A 16,000-nucleotide genomic window follows, 5' to 3' on the forward strand; every position below is an offset into this window, starting at 1 on the left:
TCCCGACGAGAGGGGTACGAAAGTGACCGCTGTCCGTAGTCCGCTGCTGCGCGGCCTCGCCGAGGACGTGCGGGCCGGGCGGGCCGGCGCCGAGGCGGAGTTCTGGCGCCGCGCCGAGGCGGCCGGGACGCCGCTGGTGGAACCGGACCCGGACGGCGAGCCGGACCACGTCCTGGTCACGTTCGTGTGGCGGGACGATCCGGCCCGCCCGGCCACCGACGTCCTGGCGCTGCTGCACACCGTCACCGACCGCGACCGGCACGCGGGCGACCTGACGCCGCATCTGATGACCCGGATCGAGGGCACCTCGGTGTGGGCGATCAGCCACCGGCTGCGCTCCGACCACCGTGCCTCGTACCAGTTCCACCCCGGCACCGGCCCGCGCGAGGAGATCCTGCGCACGGACCGGCAGGCGTGGCTGAAGGTGCTGGACCGTGCCGTACCCGACCCGCTGAACACCGCGCCCGTCCTGCCGTCGCGGGACGGCCGCAACCCCGCCTCGGTCATGGCGCTGCCGGGCGCGCCCGCGCAGCCGTGCACCGGGCGCAGGCCCGGCGCGGCACGCGGTAGGTCCGTACGCGCCGAGGTGGACGGCCGGCACGTCACCGTCCACCTGCCGCCCGGCCACCGTGCCGACGGCGGCCCGTACGCGGTCGCGGTGCTGCTGGACGGTGAGATGTGGGGCCCGGTCCTCGGCGCGGGCGACCTGCTCGACAATCTGCACGCCGATGCCGGTGTGCCGCCGACCGTCGCGCTGCTCGTGGACACGATGGGGCGGCGGATGGAGGACCTGAGCTGCAACGGCGCGTTCGTCGACTGGCTGGCGGACACGCTGCTGCCGTGGGCGGCCGACACGTACGGGGCGGGACCGCACCCGGAGCGCACCGTCGTCGCGGGCCAGAGCGCGGGCGGCCTGACCGCGGCGTACGCGGCCTTCCGCCGCCCGGACCGGTTCGGACTGGCGCTCTCGCAGTCCGGCTCCTTCTGGTGGCCGGACGACGCGGAACGCGGCGCGGAATGGCTGACCCGCCAGTACGCCACGGCCGAACGCCGCCCGGTCCGCCTGCGCCTGGAGGTCGGCCTCCAGGAGTGGATGCTCCTCGCGGAGAACCGCCGCCTGCGCAATGTGCTGCGGGCGCGCGGCTACGACGTGACGTACGAGGAGTTCAACGGCGGCCACGACTACGCGTGCTGGCGTGGGGGGCTGGTCGCGGGGGTGGGGGCGCTGCTGTCCTAAAGCGGGAGTTGCAGGCTCGAATCCTCCCGCCGGGGGCACCACGTGGTACGCCGGACCGGGGGTTTCTCCTCCAGGCAGGCGCTCTGCTCGGCCTCGGACTACGGGCGGGGGTGATTACCCGAATGCCTCCAACGGATCAGCATCGCCCGGCGCCGCCCTTGCGCTCTTCCTCGACACCACAATCCTCGTCTCCCCCACTGCCACCCGTCGGCACCAGCTCCGCCACCCGTCTTGCTGAACCGGGAAGCTGGCTTCGACTTGAGGTGTGAGTGAATGGCTGTCGATCGGTGGTTACGCTCTCTGTTGATCCGGCTGCGGTACATCGGTGGGCGCCAGACGTAGTAACCGCAGCAACGCTTGGGCTACCGGAAAAGTTTTGGCTCAGGACATCAGCGCCTGGACATGCTCCCAGGACCATGCACCCGTCAGGCTTGCTCCGGAGAAGTTGCACATCCAGGATCGGAGGGGCAGGCAAGGCTCTCCCTGATCACGTTGTCGCTGGCGTGCACCGCTGCCGTCAGTTCTTCTCGCAGCCGGCCCGAGAGTGCCCCTGTCTCCAAGGCGCAGGCGCGCACCAGCGCACGACAGCCCTGCCTTTGCCCCTCCGTGGCGATCTCGCTGAATAGGGGATGCGCCAGGTTCTCACGTGCCGCATAGCCGTCTTCAGCGGCCGTCATCCGCCGGTAGAGGTCATCGACGAGGCGGTGTGCCAAGGGCGAATCGGCGATGCCGATCGCGTCAAGGGCCGTAAGGCCGAGCCGGATGTCGAAAACGGTCATTCCAGGTTCGGCCTGCCGATCCAGATAGGTGGCTGCCAGCTCCGCCAAGTGGCCGTCGACCGGCTGCCCAGCCAAACGACGGCACAGGACGACGAGACAGGCCGTAACGGCCTGCTCCCACGGTTCGCCGGGCATCGTGTCACCGAGCAGACCAGTGGCTGCGGCCGTGTCACCCGTGACCAAGGAGGCCAGTACGGCGACTTGGCGCCCATCGAGCATTCGCTTGCCCACTCCTCGGCGGGCTTCGATGTGTGCCAGGGCCTCGGGCCAACGTCCCTCGGTGGTGAGGGCGCGTGTGCCGTCGGCGAGGAGCACGCGCCACAGCCATGCGCCGATCTCGTGGCGGTCCTTGTCGGTCGCGGGGAGGTCCGTCGGCACTTCGATGCCTTCGAACCGGGCGGCTGTGCCCGTCTCGACCGCCTCGTAGAGATCGATCAGTCGCTGACGGCCCTCGTCCGTACGGCCGGCGCGGATCTGGAGGCGGGCGAGGTTGACGATCGGTTCCAGTCCTCGGATCACGCTGGTGCTGGGGAGGGGACAGGCATGGAGGTAGGCAGCGGCGTGCTGGTGGCACATCTCGCGGGCGAGGTCGGGAAGGCCGAGGTCGGAGGCGAGGAGCGCCGCCTGGTTGTAGACGGCCGAGGCGATTCCTTGATCGCTCTTCTTCACCGCGGTGTCGGCCAGGTCGACGAGCGCATAGACGCGCTGGGGCAGCGGCAGGCAGGCGGGCCGGAACCGGGCGACGAGCGGGAAGCGCTGGGCTATTGGTCCGTGCGGGTCCATGTGTCCCCCAGGTGGTGAGTGAGGGCTGGCTGAGGCGACGGTGCCCGCCAGCGTGTGCTGGTGGGCACCGTCATCTGCGCGTGGGCGTCAGTTCCAGTCGACGACGATGCGGTTCAGTGGGGTGTCGAGGGCGAAGAGGCCGGGGCGCTGCTCAATCGCGGGGGCATCGAGGGGCTGGATCTCGAAGGTGGCCTCGCGGCCGCGGTACTCCCGGTCCCAGATGCGGATGGCTGCGGCGACCTTCGCGGCCAGCTCGTCGCTGCCGGGTCCGTGGCCGATGACCCCGAACTCCCAGAGTTTGTCGCCTTCGGGGGTCTTCTCCCGCGACAGGCGCCGTGCGAGGTAAGTGACAGCGCCCTTGTCGACGGCCGCTGTCGATGAGGGGTAGGGGTCTTCGGTGAGCAGGGTGCCCTTGGCGGCCTGCGGAAACAGCATCCGGATGAGGCCGGAGGGGAGGGCGCAGGTGACGAACAGTTCCATCCACTCGGGCGACTCCATGGCGCGGACCGTCATGCCGGTCCATTCCTCGATGCGCGGCTGGTCGAGGACACCGGTCAGAGCTTCGGCGTCGATGCTCTGACCGGCGGGGACCTGGAGCCGGACGGTGCCGTCTGTGCTGAGCGGGACGGTTCGGCGGTCATCGTCGGCGATACCGCGCCTGAGCGGCATGAAGGTGTTCATCTGACTGCTTAGGGAGGTCCACCGGCCGTCTTGCTGTTCGTAGGCGATGGAGCGGGACACCGTGCCCTTAAGGCGCTGGGGGACGAGAAGCCTGCCGCCGGGGGCGAGCTGTTGCAGCCAGGCGTGCGGCACTCCGTGCGCGCCGACGGTGGCGATGATGCGGTCGTACGGCGCTCCTTCCGCGTAGCCCAGGGCCCCGTCGCGGGTAACGGCCTCGGCGTTGCTGATGCCGGCGGCGACGAGGTGCGCACGGGCACCCTCCACGAGGTCGTCGTCGACATCGAGGGTGATCACGTGTCCACTTGCGCCGACCAGGTGGGCGAGCAGACCGGCGTTGTATCCGGTGCCGGCGCCGAGTTCGAGGACGCGCTGGCCGGGCTGGACGTCGAGTTGGTCCAGCATGAGGGCGACCACGCCCGGCTGGGAGGCGCAGGAGATCGAGGTGCCGTCGGTGTCGTACTTGATGTGCACCGGTGCGTTGGCGTAGGCGTCTTCGAGCGACGCGTCGGGCACGAACACGTGACGCGGCACGGTTCGCAACGCCGCTTCGACGGCGGGCATGCAAGCATGTCCGTCGGCTCGGAGCTGGTCGACCAGGGCGTTGCGGAGGCGAGCAGCGTCCGCCGTGGGGATGTCGATCGTGTCGGTGTTCACCGCCTTGACGCTATCGGCGTCGGTCGTCGCCTTGCCGGGCGACGCGGTGTGGTCACTCGTTCCCATGACTACCTCTCGTGCGATGTGGGACAGCGCGCACTGGTCGTCCCGGAGGAGACCGGCGCGGTTGGCGTGGAAGATCACGTGATGGGCGATGACTGCTCGCAGACCGCGGGTGAGCACGCCGCGGCGTGAGAGGTCGGCGAGCGTGTCACCCGCCCGTTCGAAGGCGGCCACCCATGCGTCGTGCCCGTGGAGCGGTCCGTCCGGGCGGCAGAGGCCGTGGGCGTTGGCTGCCATGAGCTTTCGTACGGCCAGGGCCAGCTCGGCGTTCCGTTCGGGGGATGGAGAGATAGTGACCGGCCGGAGAGCGGCGATCTTCGCCCATACGTCACCCTGCTCGAACCAGTCGAGCCCGGCACCGCGCATCATGGCGCTCACCAGCAGGACGGCGGTCTCCCGGCGTCCCAGGCGATCCGGGCTCGGCTGGTAGGTGAGCAGGTGGCGGGAGTCGCTGTGGAACAGGTCGTGGGCGGTGTCCATGGCGTCCGGGCCGCCGAACGCGTCGGTCTCGGGCTCGTAGATACCGGGCCGCCACGACTCGATCGTCCCGTCATCAGTGAGATCAGCCAGCAGCGACTCGATGACCGGAGAGGGCTGATCGGCGAGGTACCGCAGTGGCCAGGGCTGCTTGTTCATGAACCACCAGCCGGTGAGCTGTTCCTCGGCCTCGGCCGTGATCAGGGCGGGGCCGAGTCGTTCGACGATGACGCGCCTGGCAATCGTGCGGTCGGTGAAAGTGACGTTGTGCTGCTGCCAGCGGTCAGGGGGCACGGAAGTCCTTCGGTCGGTGATCAGGCGGTGAGCAGACAGGCGTCCCAGGCGGCCTGGGGTGGTGCGGCGGCGCTGGGCGCGAGGAGGACCAGGGCGATGCCGGCGGCGCCGTCGAGTAGACCTGGGCCAGGTTCCGCGTTCCGGACGAGGTCGGTGGCCATGCGTTCGGGGTCGGTGCCCGGCTGGGTGATCGCGTTCAGAAGTGGCGGCATCGCGGCGCGGAGTCGGCCCATGGTTGACGGATGGGCGTCTTCGGCCGTGCGGGCGGCGACATGGGCGAGGCCGGCGACCCCGTGGCACAGGCCGAGATCTGTCGTGGCTTTGAGCTGGTTCGGGTCGGTCAGGGCGGCCACGAGCGCGTTTTCCGCATCGAACTGGCGGCCAGTGTCGCCGAGGGCGAGCGCGGCGAGTTGCTGGGCGCGGGCGAGGCCGGCAGTGCCGTAACACCAGGAAGGCCGCCGGGGCGTGGACGGGTCGAGACGGCCGGTACGCAGTTTGGCCCGGGTGACCCAGTAAGGCCAAGCTGTTCCGCAGCCCGCCTTCTGCTGCCAGCGGTCCAGCCACACCAAGATGGTGCGCAGTGCCGTGTGGTGGTGATCAGTGACGGTGCCATTCCGGGCCGCGAGGGCCAGGAGTGCGAGCACTCCCCCGATGCCGTGTGCAATGCCGCTGTTGGCGTGCCCGCCGGGGAAACGGTGATCATCCGGGGTGCCCGAGGGGCTGGTCTCGGTCCACCAGCCCGGCAGGGTTTCGTCGTGGTGGGTGATCGGTTCGGTGAGACGCACGCAGTAGTCGAGGACGGCGCGCAGGGTGGAGTCGCCGGGGTCGCGACGCAGGAGGTAGGCGCCATACCCGGTGAGGCCCCGGATGGTGTCGAACTCGGCGAGCTTCGGCAGGCGTCCGGCGTCGATGCGGCGGTGTGCAGCGTCAAGACGACGCCGGGCGTCGGCCCTGACCTGTCGGTCCATCGTGTCCAGGGCACGCTGGTAGGCGCTGGGCAGGTGGTCGGCGGCGCAGGCCAGGGCGTGGGCGAAGGCGGGTGCCCCGTAGAAGGGGTGGCTGTCGGGGCCGCTGGTGACCGGCTGCTGGGAGGCGGCGGCAAGCCAGTCGTGGGCGCGCTGCCAGGGTCCGAGGCCGCTTGCGGCTCGCTCGATGTGCAGGAGCGCGATGCCGGGCGGCCCGTAGGCGAGGTGCTGCCGGTGTTCCTGAGGGACGAGAGGCCCCGTACCGGGGTCGGCAAGTTGGGTGGCGATGGCGTCAGCGAGGGCGAGTGCGGGGTGGTCGGTCATGACGGCCTCCCGGCGGTCCAGGCCAGGGCTGCGGCGCGCGCCAGGTAGAGGCACACCTCTTCCTCGGGGAAGTTGACCGCGACGTGCCGCACGAAGTGGACGTGCAGGAGGGAGGTGAGAACGTCGTCGACGGCGATGCCCCGGGTGTCCGGGCCCGGCAGATGCGTCCGGTACGCGGCGAGCGCCGCATCACGGTCTGCCCATCCCGACACGATGGCCTCCCCGCCCCGGACTTCGCGTAGCGCGGCCCAGTCGTCGGACGGGTTGGCGAGCCGTACGGAGTCGGCGAACTGCGGGCGCGGAACGGGTGCGGGGGCTGTTGAGGGGATGTGGTCGGTCAGCCAGCGCATCGCGGCTTCGGTACTGCCGAGGAATGCGGAGGCGATGGCAACGGAATGGGCCGCCACCAGCGCGCGCTGACTGGGGCGCTCCGGCTGGGCGAGCTGGGCCATGACGGCGCGCGAGTCCGCTCGGAACACATCCTCGGCCCTCTCCCATGCAACGCCGGAACCCCACCGGCCCATCTCCCGGTAGGAGGTGGGGTAGCGCAACTCGGCCAGCAGGCCGGCGCTGCGCAGTTTGTCGGCCCAGGCGCTCACGGTGCGAGCGGTCCGGGTAAAGGCTTCGGGGTCTGGAAGGGCGATGCGTAGGCGGAGGTGCTGGTCCGGGTCGCGGAAACGGATGAACCACCACGGTGGATCGCCGAGCTGTTCGAGGAGGCCAGGGAGGTGCTGGGAGAGCAGAGTGTCCTGGCTGCGGGAGCCTCCGTACAGGGCGGCAAGCAGCACCGAGGAGGTGGCGGGAGTCTGCACCTGGGCCGCAGACAGAGTGCGAGCCCGAGTGGGGGCGGGCAGCGCCGGCCACTTCGGCGGCCGGGTCGCCTTGAGAGGGACCACGACCTCATGAGCTCGCCCGCCGCACCAGCCGTACGCCTCCGGTTCCGGGGCCTCGACGAGCACAGCCAGGTGCGTACGGACGAGGTGCTGGCGCAGGATCGCCCGGTGGCCGGCCTCGTCGAGGTCGAGGAGCAGGTGCCGGTCGTCCTCGACGAGAAGCACGCGGCGTGGCAGCCGCCGCCGAGCCCGCCAGTCGGTGAGGGCGGCGTCCCACTGGGCCCGGGGGCCAGTGCGGCCAGGCAGTTCGGACGCCTCCAGCCGCCAGCGCGCTGGGGCCAGCACCGTACGCCCGTACCGCAGCCGCGGCAGGAACGGCATCGCTGCGGCGGCGCCCCAGTCGAACACGGTGACCTGTGCGCACTGGGCGCGGGAGAGCTCGGTGAGGAACCGCACCAGCGGTGGAGTGTGCGTGCGCAAGTTCAGCGCATGCATCCCGACGGCCTCCACACGGTGGCCGCGCTCGGGGGCGGCGAGATACATGCGGCGGCCGTCACACCCGACGGCCAGATCCTCCGGAGTGAGGGTGCTGTCCTTCGGACCGCGGTGCTCCTGGAGGCTGATCACGGTGGGCAGGACCTGCGGGGCACGGGTGACATGAGCACTTTCCGGGAGCAGCGGCGGGAAGGAGAGCTGGGCGGGCACGGTGTTGTTGTCCGCAGCCGTGAGGTCAGCCAGCTCTGTGGTGAGGGCCTTACGGCTGGCGGGGGACAGCACGTCGAGGAACCGGCCTGTCGAGACGCCCGCCCCGCGGGACACGCTCACGACCTCCAACCGGAACTGCCCGCGTTGCAACTGACCCAAGCTGGCCGCGTGCACCCGCACCCCTACCTCCAGGTGCGGCGGTAACCGGGGCTCATCGAGCCCCACGTCCAGGGTGGCGATCAGGTCATCGGTGAGGATCACCTCGTCGCGGCCATCAAGCACGGCGGCCTGCGCCAGGCGAACGAGGGCGTCGTCCCGAGTGGAGACACGAGGCCGACGTACGCCAGCAGGGGTGCCCGGGTAGCCGTCGGGGTAGCCGGTACCGCTGTCCGCGACAGCCTCCGTGAGCGGCACCATGGTGCCGATGCCGTACCGCTCGTAGAAGCGCTGGTGGTACGCGTTCCACTCGACGGTCCCGTACGGGCGGGTGCACACCCGCATCAGGACGGAAGCGGCCCGCTCGATCTCCCCAGCCACTTCCTCCGGCAGCACGATCTGCGCATCCAGTCGTAGGTCGTGAGCGATGGGGTGACGGCGCAGGCCGGGCACGAGAGCCCGCATCCGCACCGCGACGCTTTCCCGGCCGCCGCGCGTGGCGCATTCCTCCAGTCCCACTCGGATCGCGCGCAGCTCATGCACCCTCTCCGCGACCGGGGCGAGGCTTCCGGCGTCGCTCGCATCGAGCTGTCTGAGCAGGTGCCCGAGGGCGTCGGTCTCGGTGCTCGGCGCGTGCAGGTTCGTGATCAGCACCCGTCGCTGGATCAGCTCTGTCAGCAGGCGGCGCGCCTTCTCTATCCCGGCCTCGGGAAACTCCGCCCGGAGCTTGTCCGCGAGGGTGCCGCAGGGGATCGGCGTCCGGGCCGCGGCGAGGACCGCGCGCACTGGTTCGGTCAGGGCCAAAGATGTCTCGACCGCGCGTCTCCGGTCGCCCTGGACATCGGACTGGAACGGCACGATGAGCCGGTCTCCCCGGCTTGTCGCGGTGCTGTTGGCGACAACGGTCAGCCGTTCGAGAAGGTCCGGGCACGACTCCAACGGTTCGACCACGGCGGACAGCCACTCTGCCCCCGCGCGGCCAAGCACCATGTGCCGGTCGCCCCAGGCCGCGCGTGCCTGCGTCCCGAACTCCGCGGTGGTCACGCCGGCGAACAGGCCGAAGGGCGTCGCTCGATGCTGGGCACGCAGCAGATATCGGACTACGGACAGCGCCGTGCGTCGCACGGCCCGTGAGGCAGGTTTCTCGGCCATGCACAGGGACCGCACGTGCGCGGCCAGAGCCGGGCTGGCGTGTTGAAGTGCCTCGGCCACGTCCTTGTCCGCCCAGACGGTACGCAACCACATCGCACAGGAGGACGAACCGCTGGGTGAGCGGTCATCGAGGTCAGGGCATGCAGGCACCGGCAGCGAAGGCCGGGCCACGGCGCGCACGAGAGCGGTAGAGCCGGCTCGAAACGCTGCGGGCGGAGCAACCACCGATTGCCTCCGTAGGAGAGATGACGGGTGGCCGATGCCGCCGCGCCGAAACGCGACGGCACCAGGACGGATAGAGCTGATGCAGGTCAGGCGACGTTCGTGGTGCAGGCGCCACAGGTGGACCCGCAGTTGTCGTCGGTCAGGTTGACCAGCCCCGCCGGATCGGCGACCTCGACGAGGGAGACGTCCAGGTCGAAGCCGTCGGTCGCCTCCGGCGGCTGCGGCCGTACCTGGGTGTGGCTGGGCACCACGGTGTTCCGTGTCATATCTGCTGACTCCTCTTGTGAGTAGTGACGTCGTCGGGGTTGTGCAGCCAGTCGCCTCCGGGTGTCATCACCCGGAGATTTGCCAGGTGGCCAGCCTCTCGGTCGGCTCCTGGCAGCCCGGCAAGAGGCGGCGGCCCTCACGGACGCCGGCCTCACGCCGGGAGATCGTGAGCAGGGAGTCTGGTCAGGCCGGGGCTGACCGCTACTCCAGCGAATAGGCCGGCGCATGGGACCTCATTGCTCCCCCTTGGCAGAGAGCTCGGCCCAGACCTCCTTGCCCCACGGGCAGCGACCCGAGCCGCAGAGGTCGTAGCTCCAGCGATCGGCCACAGCATCGATGAGAACCAGGCCGCGCCCGGACTCGGCGTCATCCTCGGCCCGGCCGCAAACAGGCAGTCGTGATGGTTCTCGGTCGAGGACCCCGATACGCACCCGCGCCGCACTCGGCCAGCCGACGGTGAGCCGGATTTCCTGGCACGAGGTGTGCCTCGCCGCATTCGCGATCAGTTCTGTGACGATCAGCGTGGCGCTGTCGGCGAGGCTGTCGAGCTGCCACAGGCCGAGAATGGATTGGACGAGCTGGCGCCCGGCCTCGGCTGTGGACGGCTCGCATGGGACTGTCTGGCTATAGATGGCACGGTTGGCGGTGCTGCTGTGTTCCCGCTCACTGAGACTCGTCATTGGGGTAGAGCCCTCGCGTTGTCTCGGCGCCCGGGCCGCTCCCCATACGCATGGGGCGCGGACCAAGCCGTCAACAGCCGCCCGAGCGGTGCTGCCGGGCGACCAACACCTAGACAACATCGTTCGGAGCCGCGCTGATTAGGGCGATGGGGCAGTCACCCGGAAGAACCGCCTAGGGCGATTTGACCAGGCGATTACCTGGGGCCTGACCGGTGAGGGCGCTACCTTGCCTGGATGGACTCCACGCGCAACGCCGTTCTTGAGGCGTGGATGGCCGAACATGGTTACAGCTCCAACAGCCTCGCTGAAGCCGTGAACAGGTCCCTCGAACGTCTCACAGGTCGACCAGGTGGTCTCGACGGATCATCGATCCGCGACTGGAAGGCCGGCCGGGTCAAGTGGCCTAAGTCGGCTGCCCGCAGGGCTCTCGAAGACGTCGCGGGCCTGCCTGCCATCGCTTTAGGGTTCGTGCCACGGGGCCGGGCGCCGTCCGTCACCGCTCCACAGCAGCAGGAGGACCCCGACATGAAGCGCCGTACCCTCGTGGGCGGTATCGCTGCCGCAGCCGCCGCAGCGGCAGCCACTCCGGGCCACACCTCACCGCGCCGGATCGGGATGAGCGACGTCGACCGTCTACAGAAGCGCTTCGCAGAGGTCATCGCCAGCGACCACCGTCATGGCGGGCAACTCGGTACCGAGCGGAAAGCCGCCGCGCTCGCCGAGGAGGCACTGAACCTCCAGAACGCGGGCAGCGCCTCCCAGCGTGTACGCGGCCGCCTCTACGCCTCCGCGGCGGCGTTCCGCTCCTCGGCCATGTGGGCAGCCATCGATGGTCGCCGCTACGACGTCGCGAAGGCTCACATGCGTGAGGCCCAGTCCCTCGCCGAAATGTCCTGCGATCAGTCGATCAAGTTCCGCATCTGGAGCCACGCGGGAACGATGTACCGGCACATGGGCCGGCCCGCCGACGCGCTCGCCGCCAACGACGTCGCCCGCAAACTGAGTCTCACGCGCCGCGATCCCCTGTTCGCGTCCCTCGGTCTGGCCCGACAGGGAGCCATCCACGGCACAGCGCAGGACAGAACCTTCACCCGCCGGGCGTTCGAGCAGGCCCAGGAAGCCATGTTGCGCGCCGACCCCGCGGATTACCGACCCGTGTGGATGCTCGCCTTCTACGACCAGGCCGAACTCGACTCCCTGGCCCTGTCGGCATACCTGGCACTCGGCGACTATCCAGCAGCCGAGTACCACGCCCATCGCTGCCTGTCCGCCCTGCGGCCCCACATGGTGCGCTCCCGAGCCATCGCCACCACCAGGCTTGCGCACGCACAACTCGCCCAGGGAGCAGCCGACGCCGCCACAGCCACCGCCATGCACGTCACCGCCAACGCCGCTACCCAGCACGCCCGAGTGGCGCGCATGCTGCAAGAGTTCGGCGCAGCTCTGCGCGCCACCGCACCGCACACCGCCACCGTGCAAACTTGGACCGAGCACGTCGCCACCTGGAGGACCACGGTATGACCACGGCGCCCACCATCGAACTGCGCACCTTCGACACGCTCGACGCCGTCCGCGGTGACCTCCTCGACGTGTACGCCGAGGTACGCGCACCCCTCCTCCACCTTCCGAACTACGCGGTCACCGCGTTCGGCGAGCGCCTGGACCGGCACAGCACCGAGCCGGGGTTCACGGCCGTCCTCGCGTACGCGAACGGGCAACCGGTCGGCTACGCCTACGCCAACAGCATCGAGCGCGGCGACCGCTACTGGCAGCGCACCAGCCCGGAGCCGGCAGAGATGTATACCGAGCACCCGACCCTAGCCCTGAAGGAGATCGGCGTCCGGCCGACCTGGCGCAAGACCGGCACCGCCCGCCGCATCCACGACGCCCTCCTCACCGGCCGCGACGAGCCGTACGTCACGCTCATGGTCAACCCAGCCGCCGGCGACGGAAAGGTTCATGCGCTCTACGAGTCGTGGGGGTACGCGGACATCGGCGAGAGCCAGCCGTCACCGGCCTCGCCGGTGCTTACGGTGATGATCCGAGCTATCGGCTGACGTCACGCTCAAACTCGGGCCGGTGAACGCTTGTCCACCCCCGTTCACAAAGGGCGCCGCATAATGCACCAGTTCGACTGCATGGCGCTCGCACAGCCGCAGCCGGGCTCACCGCATGTGCCGGAGACACAAGGGCGACCGTCCAGTACCTCACAAAGCGCCAAGGCCAACGACATTTCGCGGGCTTCACGCACGCAGCCACGGACAGCGTCCAGGACGCACGGCACCGATTCTTCGGTATCGACTTCGTCGGTACCGACCACGTCTTCCGACTTAACCGCAAGCGGGTGGAGGCGTTCTCCGGAGTCGCGAAGGAACTCTTCCGCCACCTTGAGGAGGGACGGGTAGAACAGTACCGCCGCGAGATCTGCGCGCGCCGGTCCACATGGCCGCACGATACCTGGGCCACCCCCTGGAACGGCCCTGTCTCTGTACATCCTGACGGCTCCGTGCTAGCCATGCGCCTGCTGCGCAACTAGCCCATCTCGTGCTGGGACGCCAAGGCACAACCGCTCCGAGCTGCGGGTCGCCCCAGGAAAATGCCCTACTCGGCCACGGACTCTCATCCGGGGCCGGCTGCGTGAGAGGTCGAGGCGTTGATTTCCTGGCAGGTCATCATCCTCCATTGACTTAGACGATGTCTTGTTTGGCGAACTGGAGACCCTACAGGTCCTGGTCGGGTGTTGTGATCCCGAGATCGACACGCATTACGTGACGCATTCTCCACAGGGGATCCCACAGCTTGTCCATGCTCTCCCAGGCGGCCTCCAGGTTCTCTCCCTGCTGGGCAGTGCCTCCATCGAGCCGCATCAGCAGGCCGTAGAGATCGCCGAGATGGCGGTTCGCCGTGCTGGCCGCTTCCGCCACAGTGTCGGGCAGCACCATCTGGGCCTCAGCGTGACGCAAACGGTGCTCGCGGCGGGCCCGGTCCAGATCTGACCGCAGCTCCTCGGCCATCTCGCCCCTCTCCAGGGCGTGGAGGATGTTCGTCATCACGTTGGCCAGATCGCGAGTGCCCGCGCTGAGAGTGGCGTAGCAGGTGCGCCGCGCCTCAAGCTGAGCCTGGCGCGTGGCGTACTCGCGTTCATCTTGCTGCAGTTGTCTTGTGTGTTCCAGCTCGCGGGCCCTGGCACGGTCGGCGCTGCGCTGTGTGATCACGGCGGCTGCGAGCGTGCCGCCAATACCCAGAACCGCGATCACGATCTGGCTGATTGAGCTGTTCAAGCTGTCCCCCCCGCATCCGATCGGCTCGCCGGGACTGTACCCGCTGTCGGACGTCGTCCTCAGCGGTCGGTACGCCGGTAGCAGATGAGGGCGCTGGCCAGGCCGACGAAGGCCAGGAAGTGCTCGGCCTTGCGCTCATAACGGCGGTGCAGGCGACGGCAGCCGCTCGGCCAGGACAGCGTACGCTCGATCATCCAACGGTGCCGCCCCAGACTGCTGGAGGACTCCACCCCGCGGCGCGCGATGCGTGGCACGATCTGCCTGCGTCGCAGCCAGCTGCGCAGGCAGTCGAAGTCGTAACCCTTGTCTGCGTGGAGCTGGTCCGGGCGGCGACGCCGGGGACCACGGCGCGAGCGGATGGGAGGGATGCCGCGCATCAGCGGGATAAGGGCCTGACTGTCGTGCACGTTGGCGGCGGAGATGCCCACCGAGATCGGCAGGCCGTTGCGGTCACAGATGACGTGGACCTTCGCCCCGTTCTTGCCGCGATCGGTCGGATTCGGTCCCGTCAGAGGCCCCCTTTGACAGCGCGGACACTGATCGAGTCGATTGCGCAGCGCGACCAGTCCACGCCGCCGATGGCTCCGAGCTGGTCCAGCAGCACCCGGTGCAACTTGGCCCACACCCGGGCCGCGGACCATTCCGTGAAACGCCGGTGCACCGTCTGCCAGGAGGCACTGAAGACCGGCGGCAACTGCCGCCAGGTACAGCCCGTGGTCGCCACAAAGACGATCGCGGCCAGCACTGCACGGTCATCACAGCGCCGACGTCCCCCTCCCTGCGGGCGCTGCGGCGCCGACGGCACCACGTCCTGAAACAGCTCCCACAGCCTGTCCGGCACCAACCGCTCGACTATCCCCATGCCCAGAACAACGAGTCACCGCCAACTGAGACATCGTCTTATCCGGACTGAACCTCTCGTCAACACGAACCGGGCCGCGCCCCGGCCCTGTACTCGGGCTGGGGCGCAGTCGCGTCCGTACGGCAGAACCTCAGTCCACCACCGGAGCCTCCACCCCCTCCCCCGCTTCCCCGTCCTCGAACGGCGGCGGCTGCGGCGGGTTCTTCGGCAGCCGCAGGGCGACCAGCGCGCCCACGGTGACCAGTGCGGCCGTCACCCACACCGCGGTGCGGTACGGGCCGGGCCCGGCGGCGCCCGTGCCGTGGCCGCCGATCACCCCGGCGCAGACGGCGATGCCCAGCGCGCCGCCGAGCGTGCGCAGGATCTGGAAGAGGCCCATGGCCCGGCCCATGTCGGGCGGGGCGATGTCCTCGAACCCGGCGAGCTGGACGGTGAGCACCGCCGTGCCGAGCACCAGGCCGATGGCGAACATCAGGCCCCGTACGAGCCAGGGGTTGCCCGCCGCGCCCGGTACGGCGAGGGCGGCGAAGACCACGGCGGCGAGCAGCAGGGCGGGGACCGCGAGCCGTCGCGGTCCGATGCGCGGCAGCAGCCGGTCGACGACCTGGGAGGCGAGCATCAGGCCGACCGCCTCCGGGAAGACGCTCAGGCCCGCGTCGAGGGCCGAGGCGCCCAGCGCGGCCTGGTAGAGCAGCGGGAAGACGAACAGGACGCCCATCAGGCCGGCGGCGGTGAGCACGGCGAGCGTGGCGGCCGTCCCGTACGCCCGTCCGGCCAGCAGCCGCAGCTTCAGCAGGGGCTCCGGCGTACGGAGCTGGTGGACGACGGCGGCGGCGAGCAGCAGTACGCCGAGGACGGCGCCGACCGCGACGGCGGGCTGCGTCCAGCCCTGCGAGGGGCCGAACCCGAGCGCGTACGTGAGCAGTCCGAGCCCCGGGGTGGCGAGCCAGAATCCGGCCCGGTCGAACGGCCCCGGCACGCCCTCGACGTGCTCGCGCAGCCCGAGGACGCCCAGCAGGACGGCGGCGGCGCCGATCGGCACGTTCACGAAGAACAGCCAGTGCCAGGACAGGTGCTGGGTCAGGAAGCCGCCCAGCGGCGGGCCGAGGGCGGGCATCAGGGCGGTCGGCACGATCAGCACCTTGGACAGCTTCGCCCGTTCGTGCGGCGGGAACGCGCGGAACAGCAGCGTCATGCCGACCGGCGTGAGCAGGCCGCCCGCCAGGCCCTGCACCGCCCGCGCCACGACGAGCGCGGGCAGGCCGGGGGCCAGGCCGCAGGCGGCCGAGGCGGTGGTGAAGACGGCGAGCGCGCCGAGGAAGACGCGCTTGGTGCCGTAGCGGTCGCCGAGCCAGCCGGCCACCGGCAGGGCCAGCGCGAGGGCGACGAGGAAGGCGGTCTCGACGGTGTTGGCCGCGGAGACCGGGCGGCCGAAGTCGCCCGCGATGGTGTAGAGGGCGGGGTTGACGATGGTCGAGTCGAGGCCGTTCATGCACATGGCGGCCGTGTAGACGAGGACGACGGCGGTCTTCGGGGAGAGCCGGGACGGCCGGGTCCGGGTCGGTTCGGTGAGGGTCACCGG

Annotated in this window: 12 protein-coding genes; 3 read left to right on the forward strand and 9 right to left on the reverse strand. The window is 70.0% G+C overall.

All coding sequences use genetic code 11. The features are described from left to right. The first annotated feature begins 22 nt into the window (after positions 1 to 22). Positions 23 to 1,237: an enterochelin esterase gene (gene fes, locus CP973_RS29670; RefSeq protein WP_244410076.1), complete on the forward strand. Its 1,215-nt coding sequence runs from the start codon at positions 23 to 25 to the stop codon at positions 1,235 to 1,237. A 425-nt stretch (positions 1,238 to 1,662) separates the two neighbouring features. On the opposite strand, the gene CP973_RS29675 is transcribed toward fes, so the two are convergent. The 6 genes from CP973_RS29675 to CP973_RS29700 all read right to left on the reverse strand — a co-directional run bounded on the left by CP973_RS29675 (position 1,663) and on the right by CP973_RS29700 (position 10,275). Then, positions 1,663 to 2,799 carry a hypothetical protein gene (locus tag CP973_RS29675; protein WP_150246959.1) on the reverse strand — a complete coding sequence of 379 codons (1,137 nt, stop codon included), beginning with the start codon at positions 2,797 to 2,799 and terminating at the stop codon, positions 1,663 to 1,665. An 87-nt stretch (positions 2,800 to 2,886) separates the two neighbouring features. After that, positions 2,887 to 4,968: a methyltransferase, FxLD system gene (fxlM, locus tag CP973_RS29680; protein WP_150246960.1), complete on the reverse strand. Its 2,082-nt coding sequence runs from the start codon at positions 4,966 to 4,968 to the stop codon at positions 2,887 to 2,889. 20 nt (positions 4,969 to 4,988) lie between these two features. Further along, the gene (locus tag CP973_RS29685) at positions 4,989 to 6,257 is read right to left on the reverse strand and encodes a lanthionine synthetase C family protein (protein ID WP_150246961.1); all 1,269 of its coding nucleotides are present in this window, start codon (positions 6,255 to 6,257) and stop codon (positions 4,989 to 4,991) included. After that, complete coding sequence (locus CP973_RS29690; RefSeq protein WP_150246962.1) at positions 6,254 to 9,196, reverse strand: lantibiotic dehydratase; 2,943 nt, start codon at positions 9,194 to 9,196, stop codon at positions 6,254 to 6,256. The genes CP973_RS29685 and CP973_RS29690 overlap by 4 nt, the downstream gene beginning before the upstream one ends. A gap of 218 nt (positions 9,197 to 9,414) precedes the next feature. Continuing rightward, positions 9,415 to 9,594, reverse strand: coding sequence for an FxLD family lanthipeptide (locus CP973_RS29695; protein ID WP_030630840.1), 180 nt, complete (start codon positions 9,592 to 9,594; stop codon positions 9,415 to 9,417). Between the two features lie 234 nt (positions 9,595 to 9,828). Then, positions 9,829 to 10,275 carry an ATP-binding protein gene (locus tag CP973_RS29700; RefSeq protein WP_150246963.1) on the reverse strand — a complete coding sequence of 149 codons (447 nt, stop codon included), beginning with the start codon at positions 10,273 to 10,275 and terminating at the stop codon, positions 9,829 to 9,831. A 234-nt stretch (positions 10,276 to 10,509) separates the two neighbouring features. On the opposite strand from CP973_RS29700, the gene CP973_RS29705 reads away from it, so the two are divergent. Both CP973_RS29705 and CP973_RS29710 read left to right on the forward strand, forming a co-directional pair. Continuing rightward, positions 10,510 to 11,796 (forward strand): NsdA family TPR-like regulatory protein, encoded by a 1,287-nt coding sequence (locus CP973_RS29705; RefSeq protein ID WP_167538538.1) that lies wholly within the window; start codon positions 10,510 to 10,512, stop codon positions 11,794 to 11,796. Next, positions 11,793 to 12,332 (forward strand): GNAT family N-acetyltransferase, encoded by a 540-nt coding sequence (locus CP973_RS29710; protein WP_150246964.1) that lies wholly within the window; start codon positions 11,793 to 11,795, stop codon positions 12,330 to 12,332. Before CP973_RS29705 ends, CP973_RS29710 begins: the two co-directional genes overlap by 4 nt. A 663-nt stretch (positions 12,333 to 12,995) precedes the next feature. Here CP973_RS29710 and CP973_RS29720 read toward each other — a convergent pair. The 3 genes from CP973_RS29720 to CP973_RS29730 form a co-directional block, all read right to left on the reverse strand. Next, complete coding sequence (locus CP973_RS29720) at positions 12,996 to 13,556, reverse strand: hypothetical protein (protein WP_150236694.1); 561 nt, start codon at positions 13,554 to 13,556, stop codon at positions 12,996 to 12,998. A 59-nt stretch (positions 13,557 to 13,615) separates the two neighbouring features. Then, positions 13,616 to 14,418 (reverse strand): IS5 family transposase gene (locus CP973_RS29725; RefSeq protein ID WP_150246965.1). Its coding sequence is split into 2 segments (ribosomal slippage): positions 13,616 to 14,070 and positions 14,070 to 14,418, totalling 804 coding nucleotides; the frame shifts between segments, so codons are not numbered across the junction. A gap of 130 nt (positions 14,419 to 14,548) precedes the next feature. After that, positions 14,549 to 15,997 carry a DHA2 family efflux MFS transporter permease subunit gene (locus CP973_RS29730; protein ID WP_150246966.1) on the reverse strand — a complete coding sequence of 483 codons (1,449 nt, stop codon included), beginning with the start codon at positions 15,995 to 15,997 and terminating at the stop codon, positions 14,549 to 14,551. Positions 15,998 to 16,000 lie beyond the last annotated feature (3 nt).

Origin of the sequence: Streptomyces albofaciens JCM 4342 (assembly GCF_008634025.1) — a bacterium.
In the GTDB taxonomy this organism is placed as follows: Bacteria; Actinomycetota; Actinomycetes; order Streptomycetales; family Streptomycetaceae; genus Streptomyces; species Streptomyces albofaciens.